Source organism: Psychrobacter sp. ANT_H56B, from assembly GCF_008369245.1.
In the GTDB taxonomy this organism is placed as follows: Bacteria; Pseudomonadota; Gammaproteobacteria; order Pseudomonadales; family Moraxellaceae; genus Psychrobacter; species Psychrobacter cryohalolentis.
The window spans coordinates 298685-316081 of record NZ_VOBF01000001.1 but is presented as its reverse complement, the minus strand read 5'-3'; the positions used below and the strand labels follow the sequence as shown (position 1 = coordinate 316081).

The following is a 17397-nucleotide window of genomic DNA, read 5'->3' as shown; positions in this document are numbered from 1 at the left end:
TTGAAATTTGGCGCTTTAAGTCAATGTACTTAGGTATCTTACATAGGTATTGCGACAGTATCAAAGTGTCGCTTAAGTCTTGCTATAAAGGCTGTTATAAATATAACCATCATAAAAACCAATAGGAATCTATATGTCTACCGCTGAAAACGATGCGCAAATCATCAATGCTGAAATGCCTGATGTACCTCTCCATGCGCCCAGTAAAATCAATTTAAAAGACTATCAAGAGCCAAGCTTCGATGTTGAAACTGTCAGCTTAGATATCAAGTTATTTGAAGACCATGCAAAGGTAGACAGTACTCTAAAGATGGTACGTCAAAGCGCAGGCGATATCGTTTTATTTGGTGAAGATTTAGAGCTGCTGGCTCTGTCCATGAATGGTGAGGTATTGAGTGCTGAGCGTTATGAGCTGTCAACAGGTAAGCTTACGATTAGTGATGCTCCTGATGAGGTGACATTGGCGCTACAAGTGCGTATCTGTCCACAGACCAATACTGCCCTTGAGGGGTTTTATATGGCGGGCAGTGGTGATGAGACGATGTTTGTCACCCAGTGCGAGCCGGAAGGTTTCCGTAAAATTACTTTTTATCCAGACCGTCCTGACGTACTCGCGATATTTACCACTCGCCTTGAAGCAGACAAGCGCTATCCAACACTATTAGCCAATGGTAATTTGGTTGAAGCGGGGGAGATGATCGATGCGCCAAACCGCCATTATGCGATTTGGCATGATCCGACCAATAAGCCAAGCTATCTATTTGCTTGTGTGGTCGCTGACTTGGATGTATTAGCGGATAGCTATATGACCAGTGAAGGTCGAGAAGTCTTGCTTGAAGTGTATGCAAAGTCTGCCGATATCGATAAGTGTGATGTCGGTATGCAAGCACTCAAAGATTCGATGCAATGGGATGAAGTCAATTACGGTCGTGCTTATGACTTAGACCGCTATATGATCGTTGCAGTCAGTCAATTTAATATGGGTGCGATGGAAAATAAAGGGCTAAATATCTTTAATACTGCCTGTGTATTATCGAGCCCCGAAACCACGACTGATACCCGTAGCTTTAGCGTAAAAGCTATTATCGCCCATGAGTATTTCCATAATTGGACGGGCAATCGGATTACTTGTCGTGATTGGTTTCAGTTATGTTTAAAAGAAGGCTTTACCGTCTACCGTGATCAATCGTTTTCAGCGGATCAGCAATCAAGCGCAGTGCAACGTATTGATGATGTCGCGACTTTGCGTGCCCATCAGTTTGCAGAGGATGCAGGACCACTTGCGCATCCTGTGCGCCCTGAGAGCTTTGTTGAGATCAATAACTTTTATACCACCACCGTCTATGAAAAAGGCGCTGAAATTGTACGTATGATAGCCAATACCTTGGGCGCTGATGATTTCCGAAAAGGGACGGACGAGTATTTCCGTCGTTATGACGGGCAGGCGGTCACGGTTGAAGATTTCTTATCGGCGCTTAGTATTACTAACGGTAAAGTAGAAGGATTTATCGATTGGTATCGCCAGCCGGGTACGCCAGTGGTGTCCGGTCATCAAGACTATGATAGCGCCACGCAAACCTTAACGATTACGTTGAGTCAGCAAACCCGCCATGTGAGCGGCTTTGATGCGCCAAAACCGTTGCCCATTCCAGTTGCAACGGCATTATTCGATAAAGAAAGCGGCAAAATTATTGCTGAGCGTATGTTGCTATTAGACCAAGCTATACAAACCTTTACTTTTGAAGGCGTAAGTGCTGAGCCTGTGGTGTCTTTGCTACGTGATTTTAGTGCGCCTGTACAGCTGAATTATGATTATCAAGATGAAGATTTGGCATTTTTACTTAAACATGAAACCAATGGCTTCAATCGTTGGCAAGTGACGCAGATGCTGGTCAACCGTATTTTGTTGCCCACCCAAGGCACAAAGAGCAATCCTGATGTTTATCTAGCTGCATTGGCGCAGACATTGCCAGTGCTCGCAGGTGAAGATGCAATGCTAGCAGCGCGTTTACTTGATATTCCATCAGCTCAAGAGTTGGCGGCTGCTATTCCTGAAGATTATGATCCAGAAGTGGTCAAAGCGCAGCGTGAAGGTTTGTATAAGCAGCTAGCAGAGGCGTTAAAAGATCAATGGGAAATGCTTTACAAGCAACTGCCATTGCACTCCTATGAAGACAGTGCAGAAGCTCGTGGTGAACGGGCACTACGTAATGTGGTGCTAGATATGGCATTGACGGCAAACGTTGAAGGCGCTGTAGAGTGGGCACAGCAGCAGTATGATAATGCCAGCTGTATGACGGAACGTTTTGGCGCACTAAAGGCCATGGTCAATCATCAAGTGGCAAATGCTGATGCGTACTTGGCAGATTTTTATCAGCGTTTTCAAGCCGATGATTTGGTGATTGATTTATGGTTTAGTGTCCAAGCATCTGCTGACAACGTCAATGCTGATGTTATTAAATCACTATTAGCACATGAAGATTTCGATTGGAATACGCCCAATCGCGTACGTTCAGTCATCAGCGCTTTTACCTCGCAGCCAACTGCATTATGGACGCAACAAGGTTTGGATATCTATACAGACGTGATTAAGAAACTAGATGATTCTAACCCGATGATAGCCTCGCGCTTACTACAAGTATTGGCACGTTGGAATACGTTAGCTGAGCCACGCCGTCAAATGGCTCATTTGCAGCTGCTCGATGTGCAGCAGCAAGTATCCTCTAAGCATGTGCATGAGAGTCTAAGCAGTGTACTGGGTACAGCGACTGTATAGAGCTGTCTTAGAAAACTAAAGTCATAATCTTAAACATGAAAAAAGCCCGTCTGACAATTTAGTGTCAAACGGGCTTTTTTGATAAGCAGCTATTAACGGTTAGGTAGGATGTCTTTGACCATATCACGTAAGTTATGTAGTGCTGTGACCGTGCTGTCCCAATCTAAGCAACCATCAGTAATTGACATGCCGTATTCGAGCGCATCCAAATCAGCAGTCAGCTCTTGGCGACCACCTTTTAAGTGACTCTCAATCATCATACCAATGATGGACTTGTTACCATTTCTGATTTGCTCCGCGACGTTTTGGATCACCATCGGTTGCAAGTAAGGGTCTTTACCTGAGTTGGCATGACTTGAGTCAATCATAATCTTGCTACTGGTTTTACCTTTAGCGAGTGCGTCTTCTACTTGAGCAACCGCTGTTTCATCATAGTTAGGCTTACCATTGCCACCGCGCAATACCACGTGAGCATAAGGGTTGCCTTTAGATTTGATGATAGACACTTTGCCATCTGATGACAGACCCAAGAAACTATGACCCGCTTTTACCGCTTGCATGGCGTTGACCGCAACAGTCATGCCACCATCAGTACCATTTTTAAAGCCGACTGGGCATGATAAGCCTGAGCTCATCTCACGGTGCGTTTGGCTCTCGGTCGTACGTGCGCCAATCGCTGACCAGCTGATCAAGTCCTGCATGTACTGCGGTGTATTCGGGTCAAGCGCTTCAGTAGCACAAGGTAGTCCTTTTTCATTGAGATCAAGCAGTAGCTTACGGGCTGTACGCAAACCTTTTTCGATATCAAAGCTGTCATTCATATCGGGGTCATTAATCATGCCTTTCCAGCCAACGGTCGTGCGCGGCTTCTCAAAATAGACACGCATCACAACGAATACGCTGTCTTCAATCTCTTTCGCCAATATGGCTAAGCGATCAGCATATTCATGAGCGGCTTTGATGTCATGAATAGAGCATGGACCAATCACCACAAACAAACGCTTGTCTTTGCCATCCAAGATGTTTTGGATAGTGTGACGACCATTTAAAACGGTTTTATAGGCTTCGTTTGATAAAGGAAGTTCGGTTTTTAGCTCATTGGGTGTGATTAATGGAATAAATTTTTCAATATTCACGTCGTCAATTTCTGCATTATGGGTAGCGGTTGTTATCATGATTATATATCGTCTAGCTGATTTATAGGGACTTTCATTATGCGGACAAAAGTACCGGTTGACAAGGGCAGTCGAGCAGTTAATTGACTGATAACTGGAATGCTGATGCGAAAACTTGGTTATACTTGATGATTATAGGTAGGATAAAGAGACGTTTATGCCACTGGATTTCTTCGGGCAGCTTCGCTATTTTTATCATCGTCACGTATGATGGCAGTATAAATAGCTGAATTTGAGCACCACAAACGCCGCTGATTATGATGGTGCGTATCCTATAATAGATACCCCATGTTATATTTTATAATATCCATGTTTTCTCCCTTGTACGACTTTCACTGTAACACTTTATTATTAAGAGCTTTTCATGACCGATAACCATACGCTTCAGACTGATTTAACTGCGCCATTTGATACTCACGAGTTGGCTAATGTAGCGCGTGAGCCGCTCGTTATCGGTATCGTCGCTGGTGAAGTATCAGGAGACAGTCTGGGTGCAGATTTTATGCAGCAGATGAACAATCTACGTGATGACATCGTTTGGGTCGGAGTGGGCGGTACCAAAATGCAGGAACAAGGGCTTAATAGTATTTTTCCATTGTCCCGTTTGGCAGTGATGGGTCTGGTAGAAGTCATGGGGCAATTGCCTGATTTGCTTAAGGCGCGTCGTGAGTTGCTGGCTGCTTTTAAAAAGGCGGATATTGATTGGTTTATTGGCATAGATGCCCCTGATTTTAATCTACGAGTGTCTAAAAAATTAAAGCCTAAAGGCGTGTTTTGCGTGCAATATGTTAGTCCTTCTATCTGGGCTTGGCGCGAGTCACGTATTCATAATATTAAAGCGGCAACCCACTTGGTATTGTGCCTGTTTCCGTTTGAGCTGCCTGTTTACGAGCGTTATAAGCATCCGGCGATATGCGTTGGGCATCCACTGATGCATACCATTGACCAGTCACTACTCGAGATCCCGATCAATCAGCGCCGTAGTGAGCTGGTCTGGCACAACGATGGTTTGCAGCAGTTTTTTATCGAACGCTTTGATGAGGTCAGTCAGCTTATTTGTGTGATGCCGGGCTCACGCCGCGGTGAAATAACGGCTATTTTACCCTTGATGCTAGACGGTATCCAAAAGCTGCTTTTATTGGACCCAAAGCTTTGCTTTATCATCCCAACTGTCGATCAAAACCATCAATATATCGTCCAAGACGTGATTGATCAGCGCTCAGAGCAGCTGCGCGCCGCCATCGTGGTGGTCTATGATGATAGCCAGCCAACCTTTAGTCAGCAGGCGATGGCGGCATCAGATATTGTGATGTTAGCCTCAGGTACCGCAACGCTTGAGGCGATGCTACTTGAGCGTCCGATGGTCGTCGTCTATCAGCTGAATCAGCTAACCTATCAGATTGCTAAACGTCTGGTCAAAGTGCCCTATGTGGGTTTGCCAAATATTTTGGCAGCTACCGCGATCGTACCGGAGCTTATTCAAGAGCAAGCAAGTGGTGACAATATCTGCCGTACCGTCATGCGCCTTTTGCAGCCACGTGCTTATGCGGAGCAATTGAATGCGCTGATTCAGACCAAGCATCTTTTGCAACAGCAAAGCAATCATGAGCCTGCCAATAGCGTGATTGAACAATGGTATCTGCAAAATTATCCGTCGAAAACGCCGCAGATCTAGTAAGAAAATTCATTACATACCTTTTCATTTCATAAAATAAGACAATAAAATTAATGAATAGCATGCTACATATAGAGAGTAATCTTTTAAAAATTGAACGCAGTATCGAGCAGATTGATATAAAAGGACAATATATTAATTTGGCTTCTCCCATTTATTTATCTGGTCAACTTAATATTAACGAATTACTTGCGCAATATTCGAATAATATTGCACAGAGTGATACGCGCTCAGTGCTTCAGATTGGTGTCGATGAAGCGGGACGTGGACCGTTATTGGGCAGTGTGAATGTTGCGTCGGCAATATTACCACGTGCTTGGTCAGGACTGATTGAAGGGCAGCCTCTCAAAGATACGCCCTTATCGATACTGACGGATTCCAAGCAGTTGAGCGAAAAAAAGCGCGATATGCTGTATCCCTTGGTTCAGCAACATGCCATTGGTTATGTCATTGCTGATATTCCAGCGGCAGTGATTGACCAAGTGAATATCTTACAAGCCACCATGCTTGGGATGCGTTTATGTACTGAGGTAATGTTAGAGGTCATTGCTTATCATTTGAATGACATGGCACAAGACGTACACCAGCTGCATGCTGAAGTTTTATTCGATGGGAATCGCTGTCCTGAATTGAATTATGCAAGGCTCGTAGAACTTGGTGTCGAAGAAAAAGTAGTTGACTGTCAAGCATGGGTCAAGGGTGATGCGCGTCATACCAGTATTGCCGCTGCCAGTATTTTGGCAAAAGTTAGCCGTGACAAAACCATGTACGCGCTTGACGCTAAGCATCCTGAATATGGCATTGCCAAGCATAAAGGCTATCCAACACGCGCACATATGGAGGCAATCGAAACTTATGGCGTATTAGCCGCGCACAGACGCAGCTTTGCACCAGTGAGAAAGGCGTTAGAGCGTTAAGAGTGGGTAGAGATTGGCTGATTTGTTTAAATAAATAGCCTAAGCGAAATACTTGTTAGTTTTTCAATAAACATGCTTTAAAGCTTTATACTTTTATTAAATGACATATGAATAAGTATTCGATAATATCCGTTATACCCAAATTATTGTTCATAATAACCACGCCATTATCTTATAGGATAAGAGATGACCCTTAAATTGCCAGAAAAAAACCTCGCTGCAATCATATTATTAACGGCTTTTTTAACGGCCTGTGGCGGTGGCGGAGACTCAGATAATAGCGCTAACGACGTTACGCCAGAGCCAACAGCACCTGCTGCTAGCCCTGATGATACCTCGACTGATAAGCCTGATAATGTGGCAAGCGACAATGAGGCACAAGCAGCATTAATCGCAAGTAATACCTTTAGTCTAGCGCGTACCAGCTGTGGTCTTGGTGGCTTGTCCGCTGACACCGCACTGGATAATATTGCGATTCAACATGCCAAATACATCAAGCACGTATTTGCTAACAGTACACCGACTACTTTTAGTCCACATTATGAGAATAAGATTGCGGATATCGCAAACGTCACAGGTGATAATAACCCGTTCTTTAAGGGCGTTAGCTTCACAGACCGGTTATTACAGGCAAAATATGGCAACGCCCGATATAGTGTGACTGAGAATATTGCCCAATCGGTTTACTATAGCTCGGCAGGCAATATTATAGGCTCTGATATAGTGGCAGCCTCAATGGCTAAGTCGTTATTGGCAGCGCCTTATCATCTGCGCTCTTTGATGCTACCAGGTTCAAGTTTGACAGGGACGGGCATGGTCACTTATAAGCCTTTTGGTAAGGATACGGCTAATAATCAAGGTTATGTATTAGTCAACCATGCTTCAGCGACGCAGGCAACCAAAGACAATACGGTGGCAGGAATATTCACTTATCCATGTCAAGGGGTCAGTGGTACCGTCACTGCGTTGTATAACGAAACGCCAAGTCCGGTCAAAGGAACGGGTCGTGACTTACAAACTGATCCTATCGGACAGCCTATTTATGTCAGTATGCCGTCTGCTCAAACGATTGATATCAGCAATGTTAAATTCCATGATATACAGCGTAATATGGATGTGCCCATTGAGCTATTAGATTATCGCCAAGATCCCCATAAAAATACCGTATATGAGCTACCAGCGAACGAAGCGTTCATCTTGCCCATTACGGACAATTTGAAAAGCTGTACAAGCACCAGTAAAAAAGACGAAAATTGTGGTTTACATGGCAATAGTGATTACCGTGTCAGCTTTGATATCTTAGTCGATAGCAAAGCCATAGAGCGTGAGAGCTTCACCTTTAAAACTGGTGCTGTGAACAATTAATTGCGTGATCTAGAAGATCTATTATAGAACAAGTTATAAAACAAGGGCTGAACCAGTTATCTGATTCAGCCTTTGTTTTATATAATGGTCAATCCACTATGAAAGCGTTATCACGTCAAAACGACGAGTTCCACTGCTGCAAAAAGGCTTCTTCTTCATCCGTTGACTCACGATCTAACGTGTTATTGCGATGTGGGTAACGTCCAAACTGTTCGATAATCTCTTTGTGCTGCTGCTCAAAATCTAACGTAATGGCATCATCGAGCCATTCAAACAATGGCAGATAGCGATTATGAATCCTTAAAGATTCTGAATGCATAAACGGCATAATAGCAAATTTGCGCCATGTCATTGGTAAGGTAGAAAAATGTGGCTGCAATACGATTTCTTGAGCCAACACCAGCGCCATACCATCTTGCGCAAAGGCTTCCGCTTTATTGCGGCATAAATTGCGTGAAAATTGATCTAAAACGATGATTTCTGCCAGACGCCCAGCTAAAGCGGTAATGGAGCTATTGCAGTCGGTTGCTGCTTCTGAAATGCGCCAAGTGACGCATTCCCCTTGCTTTACTGCTTGCCAAATTTTACCAAACCGCTCTTTTATTTGCTGATCAAATTCATGGCTTTGCTCGAACCAATACTGTTCATTGTCCTTATCAAACCAAAAATCCAATACGGCACACGCCTCTGAATCGAGATACTCTAAACTTATGTTTTTTGGATCAAGTGACGATAAATTGGCATGGCTTTTTGAGGTGGAATAATCGGTTGAGAGAGACATAAGCTATTCTAATTATGATAGATTTAGTCTACTATAGCGCAAATATTTATGTCTGTCATGATACGAGCAGCAGCTATTAGGTAAACCTTATGAATACAAAAAATTCGCTACAAAATACTCAGTCATCATTACCACCAACGCCATATTACTTGCTTGATGAAGCCGCAATCGTCGCCAATATGCAGATTATCGCGCGCCTATGCGAGTTGTCTGGCGCAAAAGCACTGCTTGCGCTCAAATGTTTTGCGACTTGGGGCGTTTTTGATATCATGCAGCCTTATCTGCATGGTACGACGTCATCTTCGCTCAATGAAGTCAGATTGGGTTATGAGACTTTTGGTAAAAATAGCGATTCTAGTAGCAAAGATAAAAAAGAAACTCACGCCTATAGCGTGGCTTACAGCGCGGATGAGATGCCTGAAGTGCTCAGTTACGCCGATAAGATTATCTTCAACTCAATCTCCCAGTTAAATGCGTTTAAAGATCAAGCATCAGCACAAAACATCCCAGTCGGACTACGCTTAAATCCAAAGACCAGTAATTCGTCATTTATCATTGCCGATCCTGCGCGCCCGTTTAGTCGTCTTGGTGAGCATGATAAAGACAAAATTGCCGCCGTGTTAAGTGATATTAGCGGTGTTATGATTCATAACAACTGTGAAAATGACAGTTTTGAGGCATTTAGTGAAAGCTTAGCTGATATTGAAACCAGATTTGGTGATGTTTTGCAGCAGCTTGAATGGGTCAGTTTGGGCGGTGGCATTCATTTTATCGCGCCTGAGTATCCACTCGAAAAACTTGCGGATAGACTAAAAGCCTTCAGCGAAAAATATGGCGTACAAGTCTACCTTGAGCCGGGTGAGGCAAGTATTCATGGTGCTGGTACGCTAGTCACAAGCGTTTTAGATACGATGCACAATGAAAAAAACCTAGCAGTAGTAGATTCATCCATTGAAGCACATATGCTTGATTTGCTGATTTACCGTGAGTCAGCGCCGATAGCGGCTGTTAATAGTGATTTAATTAATATCGCCTCTCTTGATATCGACCCTACCAACATTGCACCCATAAGCGAGAACGCTAAATCAGCTAATAATACGATTATCTATGGTCGTTCTTGTTTGGCAGGCGATATCTTTGGTGAATATGCCTTGCCAAATAAGCTAAAAGTAGGTGACACCGTTACCTTTGGTAACGCAGCAGGCTATACCATGGTGAAGAAAAACTGGTTTAATGGCGTGAATATGCCAGCGATTGTCATTCGCCGCTTAGATGGCAGTATCGATATCCAACGCGAGTTTGATTATCAAGATTATAAGGCAAGCTTGTCATAACGCTATTAGACGCATATTTGGCATGACCAAATGGTAATGCCAAACAACTATCTATAAATCTTTATTCGCTTTGACGTTTTTAAGTTATGTTGTAATTTTTGCCGAAAAGCCAGTAAAAATTGTTATAATTGCTACTGGCAAACACAGTAGGATTTGTCTAACGGGTGCGTGGGTTTTCCTCGGTCTTCCTTTTTAATTCACGCATATCATTCACTCGTTTCTGTTTTGCATAGCCAATATCAATGGTATCGACAGGGACACAAAGGAGGATTGTTCTTTGAACACAAACCAACAAGTTAAGCCTAGTAAAAAAGATGTACTTATTATCGGTGCTGGCGGCGTCGCTCAAGTAGTCGCGCATAAATGTGCGATGCATAATGACGTACTTGGCGAGATTCATATCGCTTCACGTACCCAAGATAAATGCGATGCCATCGCTCAGAGCGTTATAGAAAAGAACAGCTTTAAGCAGCCAGCGGTATTGCACACGCATGAAGTCGATGCCATGGATACCCAAGCGCTGATACAGCTGATTGAAGATACGGGTATTCAAATCCTTATCAATGTCGGTTCGGCATTTGTGAATATGACAGTATTGGAAGCTTGTATCGAGACTGGCGTAGCATATATTGATACCGCTATTCATGAAGATCCTCGCAAGATTTGCGAGACGCCACCATGGTATGATAACTATGAATGGAAGCGCAAACAGCGTTGTGCCGATAATAATGTCACTGCGATCTTAGGTGCAGGTTTTGATCCTGGTATGGTCAATGCCTATGCACGTCTTGGTTATGACATGATGGATGCAGGTTCAGTAACTGATATTGATATTATTGATATTAATGCTGGTAGTCATGGTAAATACTTCGCCACCAACTTTGATCCTGAGATTAACTTCCGTGAATTCACCGGTACGGTTTATTCTTGGCAGGACAGTAAGTGGCAGTCTAACAAGATGTTTGAAGTAAAGCGTACAGATGACTTGCCTGTTGTTGGTGTGCAAAACAGTTACTTAAGTGGTCATGACGAAGTGCATTCTTTATCAGCCAACTTAGACGTGCCAAATATTCGCTTTTGGATGGGCTTTGGTGAGCACTATATCAATGTCTTTACCGTTCTACAAAACTTGGGCTTATTGTCTGAGCAGCCAGTGATGACTGCTGAAGGACAAGAAGTTATTCCATTAAAAGTAGTGAAAGCGGTCCTACCAGATCCAAGTTCACTTGCGCCAAATTACACCGGTAAAACCTGTATCGGTGACAAGGTCAAAGGCAAGATTAATGGCGTCGATAGTGAGGTATTTATCTATAATATCGCAGACCATAAAGATGCCTATAACGAAGTTGGTAGTCAAGGTATCTCTTATACCGCAGGCGTGCCACCAGTCGCCGCAGCGATGCTAGTTGCTACAGGCGAGTGGGATGCAGGAAAAATGGTAAACGTTGAAGAGCTTGATGCCAAGCCATTTATCAATCTATTGAATAAAATTGGTCTGCCTACGCGCATCAAAGATAGCGAGGGCGATAGAGCGCTTGAGTTTGATATCTAAATTGTCGTGTTGGTTTTTATTGTTCGTTAAATAAAAAGCACCCTATTGAGGCAGACTCGATAGGGTGCTTTTTTACGTATCTGCTTCTATAATAAGAACGAGTATCATAAAACTGATAGCTATAGATGGCATAAGGAGAATGGCGATGTCTTTAGAAAAATATAAAGTATTTAACTTGATTGAGGATGTGAAAAAGTTAAAAGTGTTATTTATTCTAGAATCTCCCTATATGAATGAATATATCCATCAACATCCAGCGGCAGGCGAGTCGGCGCTTGAGCTCACTCAATTTTTGATGACTCAAGGGTATTTAAAGGATTTTGATGCCCAATTGCCATTAGGCTGTAATATCAAAGCACTAAATTATCAGCCACTGGGTATTTTGAACTCCTCTACGTTGCCACTGAATAAAGCGTTTTACCCTTGCGCTTTAAATAGTGAAGACTTAGCAAAAGTAAATGAATTGGCAGCTATCAAACAAAACTTAAATCAAAGTAATCCGAATAAATTACCTGTCGATTTGAAGAAAAACGGTGTTTTTAAAGACTTTGTTAGCCGATTAACTGAAGTGTTTGAGCAAGCGCCAGCTGATATTATTATCGTACCTTGCGGCGATACCGCAATTGGGTTTATGGATGCTTTTGAAACAATTTATCAGAAGCCTTTGACGGTTTTAGATAGTTTACCGCATCCAACTGAGCCAGATTGGGTTGAGAAGATAGCCACCATTAATTTGACCGATTATATCGCGCCTCAGATATTGCCTTAGCTATGATTATACTCTGTCTATAATCGCCAAATAGTAAATGCAAATCTTTCAAAGATGTATACTGATGTGCAAAAGATAAGCTCGAGAGTCTGTAGGAAAATACAGAGGATGATAAATACCGAGTTATTGTCTACAAATAAGCTATTCAAACTGATGCGACAATCCTTTAGATAGAGCCTGATAAAGGCTGCAAAACTTTGACCTATTTTTTATCAGCAACAGGGTATTTTTTACCGTAAATCAGCGATATCCCTATCATAAAAATAAGAGCGCAATATGCAATTAGAAATCAATGTTATCGATGCCTTTACTGATACTGTGTTTAAAGGCAATTCAGCGGCAGTGATCATCACAGAAAGCTGGTTGTCTGAGAAGCTCATGCAATCTATTGCTTTTGAAAATAATTTATCAGAAACGGCTTTTATAGTCTTGGATAATAAAAGCACTTATTATATTCGATGGTTTTCACCGCTTACGGAGATTGATTTTTGTGGTCATGCGACCTTGGCTTCTGCCTTTGTACTGTTTAAGAGAAACCCTACTTTGACGTCTATTAAGTTTTCAGCTGAAGCAGTTGGGGTTTTAGCGGTCAAGCAAACCGATCATGATAAAATACAGATGGATTTTCCCAATACTAAGCCTGAGAAAGTCAGTGATATCCCTGATAGTTTGCTGGCAGGATTGTCTATTGCCCCTATTGAAGTCTATAGAAACTCACAGGCATATTTTGTGATTTATGACTCGGAATCTGATGTATTAAATGTAGAGCGTGATAATGACGCGCTAAAACAACTTGCGCCTTACGATGTAGTTGTCACTTGTCAGGCTAAATCTGCCCACTACAAAGACTACGATTTCATTTCACGTTACTTCTGGCCTGCCAATGGTGGTGATGAAGACCCAGTTACGGGTTCGGCTCATACTGGATTAGCACCATTATGGGCACAGCGACTGGGTAAAAATACATTGGTTGCTTATCAAGCGTCAAAACGTGGCGGGGTACTAGACTGTGTGGTTGCAGGAGATAGAGTGCTTATCTCTGGTCATGCTGTGCATTATTTGACGGGATTTATCACAGTCGAGGAGTAACTTTTGTCTGAATTAAAAACAGTAGGGCTTTTTGCTCTTACTGCATTGGCTGAAATCGCAGGTTGTTATCTGCCTTATCTGTGGCTACGAGAAGGCAAGTCAGTTTGGTTACTCATACCAGGTGCCCTGAGTTTGATAGCTTTTGTATGGCTGCTGTCATTACATCCCACTGCTGCCGGTAGGGTCTATGCTGCCTATGGCGGTGTTTATATTTCGATGGCGATTTTATGGTTGTGGACGGTGAATGGTATACGCCCAACGACGTGGGATATAGTGGGTTCTGCTATCGCTTTATTGGGCATGGCGATTATTATGTTTGCACCGCGCAGTACTTAGATTATGAGTCAAAGTGCGCAAATTAAAGCTTATTAATTCAAGATTTAGTAAATTCAATATATAGTCAAAATACCCTAAAAACGCTACGGCACTGCTGGTATAAATTTTTTTTAGCCTCTGTCTGCGTAGGCACAGCAAGCAAGAAAAATGAATACCAGCAGTACTATAAGGTATCGATATTGCTTTTCACTGATTATATAAATAAAAAATGCCAATCAAACCATTAAGCTTGATTGGCATGTTGAGGCACTTACTATTAATGCTTTCCTAAGATGCTACCATTATCATCTTTCTTTGATTGTTTAGCCGCTTTTTTCTCTTTTGCCGTTAACAGCGGCTTCTTTTTGACATTCTTCTTACTATCTTGACCTTTACTCATAATGTTTTCCTTTTATGTGACCGATTAATACTTATTAAAATCAGTATAGCCCTAAGGGTGATTAATAGCTAGCTTCAAGCAAATGGACGCTGGCGTTAATAAGTGCTTACTTACGAATACATCACGATTTGCTATAATGAGCAGCAAGCCGATAAATCGCGGCAAACCTTTATCCTATTATTATTTAGCACAATGATGCTTACTGTTTTGGTTGATTATTATGCGTATCCGTAAACTGTTTAAATTTGAAAACGCCCATATTGTGCGTAACTGTAGCTCTGAGCGCTGCAAACACTCGATTCATGGTCATAGCTATCAGATTGAGCTGATACTTGAGGCCAAGCGTTTAGATCATGGGCAGATGGTCTATGATTTTGGATTATTAAAATCCTCTATTAAAGACATTATCGACAGCTTCGATCATGCGATTTGTTTTTGGAGTAAAGACGATCCTGAGTACATCGCTGCCTGTAAAAAATTTAGTGCACGCTGGATCAGCTTGCCGGTATCGCCGTCCGCAGAGCAATTCTCACGGGTAATATTCTTTTGGGCGCAAGAGATTTTGCAACAGACACAAATGCAAAATGGCGAAGCGGATGTCAGCGTGTATTCGGTGATTGCCCATGAAACTGCGACTGGTTACGCGCAGTGTTTTGCTGATGATGTGAGCAATGAGCAAATGGGTAAGTTGGTGCTAAAGGATTTCGAATTTAGCGAGCAAGTATGTGCAGAGTGGCATGACCCTGAGCTATATGCCAAACTGATACGTGGTGAGAGTTTCGTTAATCCAGCAGTCACAATGCAAGTACAGGTAGATTGAGTTTAATGAATAATAATCAAACGATTGAAGACGCAGCTATAAGTGGTGGTAAGAATTTGAAGACTTTGACGCTGCATTCAGAAAAAGATACTCAGCGTTTGGCTGAGCAATTGGCAGCTTTGCCGCTGACAGGTAGTGTGTGGCTGGCAGGAGATTTGGGTGCGGGTAAAACCACATTAACTCGCTATTGGTTGCAAGCGCTAGGGCATAAAGGAGCGGTGAAAAGTCCGACTTATACCTTGGTTGAGCCTTATAGTATTACCCAAAATGACGGCTCAATTAAACCTGTTTATCATGCTGACTTATATCGTTTACAAGATCCAGAAGAGCTGTCTTTTATTGGCTTTGATGAGTATTTGGATGAGCCAAATGCGTTGGTTATCATTGAATGGGCTAGCCGTGCGCACAGCTATTTGCCGCCGCCTACTATGTTTATTGATATGATTCAAAGTAATAGCAATGATGATAAAGAATCTCGCCAAGTTGCAATACGATTGTCAAAGGCAGGACAAGTACAAGGTTTTGACTTATCCAGTCTAAATCTTTAGTCCAAATCGTGCTACAGATGTTTAAAGCCTTAAAATCTGCCTCTATTATTTTTAATATATGATACCCATCAATGCTACATAGCCACACCAATACACGCATTAAAAAACTATCGCCGCTGCTTATTAATCAATTAGCAGCGGGTGAAGTCGTGACGCGTCCAGCAGCTGTGGTCAAAGAGCTACTGGAAAATGCAATTGATGCTCATGCCACAGATATCGAGGTCCGCATTACCCAAGGTGGCATGGGTATGATTGAGGTGATTGATAATGGCGTTGGGATTCATCCTGATGATATGGTCATGGCAGTCACGCGTCATGCCACTAGCAAAGTCGCTGATGTGGCACACTTGCACGGTATTACAACGTTGGGTTTTCGCGGGGAAGCACTGGCAGCGACGGCTGCTGTTTCCCGTTTGATCTTAACCAGTAGTCATGATAGCAGCGGTATTGGTCGTCAGTTGCAAGTTGCCGGTATATTGGGCGATACGCCAAAACTGATACCGGTTGTGCATCATCGCGGTACTACTATTACAGTCAAAGATTTATATTTCAACGTACCAGCACGCCGCGGTAATTTGAAATCTATCGCGACTGAGTTCAGTCATATCGAAACGATTGTCCGTGAAGTGGCTTTAGCACGCGCTGATGTGGCGCTGACGCTTTTTCATGATAATAAAAAACGGCTATCACTATCGGTTAACACCATAAATAAAGATACTGAAAATTATCTGCCGCTATCACGTTTGGAACAAGCGACTGGATTGGCACTTACAGAGCAGGCAATTGAAGTCGCGGTTGATTTATCTAGCCTAACGCAGCAATTTGGAAGTTCTTCTGCTACTCATGTTGATGGTAGATATGCTGATAATGTACGCACTATGCAACTGGCGAGTATTGGCGGTTGGTTGTGGGCAAGTTATGATGCCAACCATAGTTTGCCAAAGCTTATTTATGTAAATGGCAGATTGGTAAAAGAGGCATTAATTAGCAATCAGCTTCGTCAAATGGTTCAAAGTGTACAGCTAGCAGGTATGGGTTATGCACTTTATTTTGAATTACCAACTCAGTGGCTCAATGTTAATGTTCATCCTTCCAAGCAGCGTATCAAGATTAGCCCGCTGAACAATATCATGGCGCATTTAAGTCATGCGGTTCGTGCGAAGCTAAGAGGGCTTAATACCGCGAAAATTGTTCGCTCTAAAGAGCGAGCACCAAATGATAATATCTCCACAAAACAGTCGTTTAATGCGTTAGACGCAATAACATCATCTACCAACAATGCAACGGCAAGTCAGCAAGTTCAAGCTCCTAAGCAACCATATCAGCTGTCAGAAAATGAGTCGTTATCCGAAAGTATTAAAGACTTACATATTGATGAGCCTGTAGAAGACAGTCGTCATGCTGTTAACAGTTACCCTGTAAACACACCACCTTTACCAGTTTGCTTACAAGTTATAGATAGTATTACTGGTCTGGTAGCTTCTTCAGTTATATATAGCAATGACGATAAAGCGCTGCCTTGGCTACTATTTTATTATCAAGGACAGTGTGCGCTAATTAGCGCTGAGAGATGGCAGTCAAGATTAAAAGTATTGTTTGAGTCAACTATATTTAGCAGCACTATGTATGACAAAGCCAAAGTATTAAATAGCACTACTATTAATCAGCAATTGGCGAAGATAATTAAGCAGATGTCATCACAAGATGCACAAGCTTTTGTAGCAGATATGGAAGCTATACTGAGCAAATATGCTATCCACTCTATAGATAGTCATCAATTAGTCACATTGATGTTATCATCTGCGCTTAAATAGCGCTATTGGGAAAATAGCGTATTTTCTATAGTTAAGACATATCGCTGAGTTATCAATAATTTACCTT

At 42.5% G+C, this 17397-nt stretch carries 15 protein-coding genes; 12 read left to right on the top strand and 3 right to left on the bottom strand.

What is annotated here, in order from left to right:
* The first annotated feature begins 175 nt into the window (after positions 1-175).
* A complete protein-coding gene (gene pepN / locus FQ082_RS01230; protein WP_223145335.1) occupies positions 176-2776 on the top strand; it encodes an aminopeptidase N in 2601 nt (866 codons plus the stop codon).
* A 92-nt stretch (positions 2777-2868) separates the two neighbouring features.
* Here pepN and FQ082_RS01225 read toward each other — a convergent pair whose 3' ends face one another.
* Complete coding sequence (locus FQ082_RS01225) at positions 2869-3951, bottom strand: 3-deoxy-7-phosphoheptulonate synthase (RefSeq protein WP_011513838.1); 1083 nt, start codon at positions 3949-3951, stop codon at positions 2869-2871.
* 364 nt (positions 3952-4315) lie between these two features.
* Here FQ082_RS01225 and lpxB point away from each other — a divergent pair, with 364 nt between their 5' ends.
* The 3 genes from lpxB to FQ082_RS01210 all read left to right on the top strand — a co-directional run bounded on the left by lpxB (position 4316) and on the right by FQ082_RS01210 (position 7908).
* Positions 4316-5626 (top strand): lipid-A-disaccharide synthase, encoded by a 1311-nt coding sequence (gene lpxB / locus FQ082_RS01220; RefSeq protein WP_149491732.1) that lies wholly within the window; start codon positions 4316-4318, stop codon positions 5624-5626.
* A gap of 53 nt (positions 5627-5679) precedes the next feature.
* Positions 5680-6543 (top strand): ribonuclease HII, encoded by an 864-nt coding sequence (locus FQ082_RS01215; RefSeq protein ID WP_149491731.1) that lies wholly within the window; start codon positions 5680-5682, stop codon positions 6541-6543.
* A 186-nt stretch (positions 6544-6729) separates the two neighbouring features.
* On the top strand, positions 6730-7908 hold the full coding sequence (locus tag FQ082_RS01210; protein WP_149491730.1) for a CAP domain-containing protein: 1179 nt from the start codon (positions 6730-6732) through the stop codon (positions 7906-7908).
* Positions 7909-8023: 115 nt separating this feature from the next.
* Here FQ082_RS01210 and FQ082_RS01205 read toward each other — a convergent pair whose 3' ends face one another.
* Positions 8024-8689, bottom strand: coding sequence for a DUF924 family protein (locus FQ082_RS01205; RefSeq protein WP_149491729.1), 666 nt, complete (start codon positions 8687-8689; stop codon positions 8024-8026).
* A gap of 89 nt (positions 8690-8778) precedes the next feature.
* On the opposite strand from FQ082_RS01205, the gene FQ082_RS01200 reads away from it, so the two are divergent.
* From FQ082_RS01200 to FQ082_RS01180, 5 genes are all read left to right on the top strand, one after another.
* Entirely contained in the window at positions 8779-10023 is a 1245-nt protein-coding gene (locus FQ082_RS01200; RefSeq protein WP_149491728.1) for a carboxynorspermidine decarboxylase, read from the top strand.
* A gap of 277 nt (positions 10024-10300) precedes the next feature.
* On the top strand, positions 10301-11575 hold the full coding sequence (locus FQ082_RS01195; RefSeq protein WP_011513832.1) for a saccharopine dehydrogenase family protein: 1275 nt from the start codon (positions 10301-10303) through the stop codon (positions 11573-11575).
* 145 nt (positions 11576-11720) lie between these two features.
* Positions 11721-12344: a hypothetical protein gene (locus FQ082_RS01190; RefSeq protein ID WP_262498119.1), complete on the top strand. Its 624-nt coding sequence runs from the start codon at positions 11721-11723 to the stop codon at positions 12342-12344.
* Between the two features lie 276 nt (positions 12345-12620).
* On the top strand, positions 12621-13433 hold the full coding sequence (locus tag FQ082_RS01185; RefSeq protein ID WP_149491726.1) for a PhzF family phenazine biosynthesis protein: 813 nt from the start codon (positions 12621-12623) through the stop codon (positions 13431-13433).
* A 3-nt stretch (positions 13434-13436) separates the two neighbouring features.
* On the top strand, positions 13437-13769 hold the full coding sequence (locus FQ082_RS01180; protein WP_149409487.1) for a YnfA family protein: 333 nt from the start codon (positions 13437-13439) through the stop codon (positions 13767-13769).
* Between the two features lie 256 nt (positions 13770-14025).
* Here the strand turns inward: FQ082_RS01180 and FQ082_RS13105 are convergent, their stop codons facing one another.
* Positions 14026-14148 (bottom strand): hypothetical protein, encoded by a 123-nt coding sequence (locus tag FQ082_RS13105; RefSeq protein WP_020443648.1) that lies wholly within the window; start codon positions 14146-14148, stop codon positions 14026-14028.
* 220 nt (positions 14149-14368) lie between these two features.
* Between FQ082_RS13105 and FQ082_RS01175 the strand changes: the two genes are divergently transcribed.
* The 3 genes from FQ082_RS01175 (at position 14369) to mutL (ending at position 17330) form a co-directional block, all read left to right on the top strand.
* On the top strand, positions 14369-14968 hold the full coding sequence (locus FQ082_RS01175) for a 6-pyruvoyl trahydropterin synthase family protein (RefSeq protein ID WP_011513828.1): 600 nt from the start codon (positions 14369-14371) through the stop codon (positions 14966-14968).
* A 5-nt stretch (positions 14969-14973) separates the two neighbouring features.
* Positions 14974-15516: a tRNA (adenosine(37)-N6)-threonylcarbamoyltransferase complex ATPase subunit type 1 TsaE gene (gene tsaE, locus FQ082_RS01170; protein ID WP_149491725.1), complete on the top strand. Its 543-nt coding sequence runs from the start codon at positions 14974-14976 to the stop codon at positions 15514-15516.
* 71 nt (positions 15517-15587) lie between these two features.
* On the top strand, positions 15588-17330 hold the full coding sequence (mutL, locus tag FQ082_RS01165) for a DNA mismatch repair endonuclease MutL (protein WP_149491724.1): 1743 nt from the start codon (positions 15588-15590) through the stop codon (positions 17328-17330).
* Positions 17331-17397 lie beyond the last annotated feature (67 nt).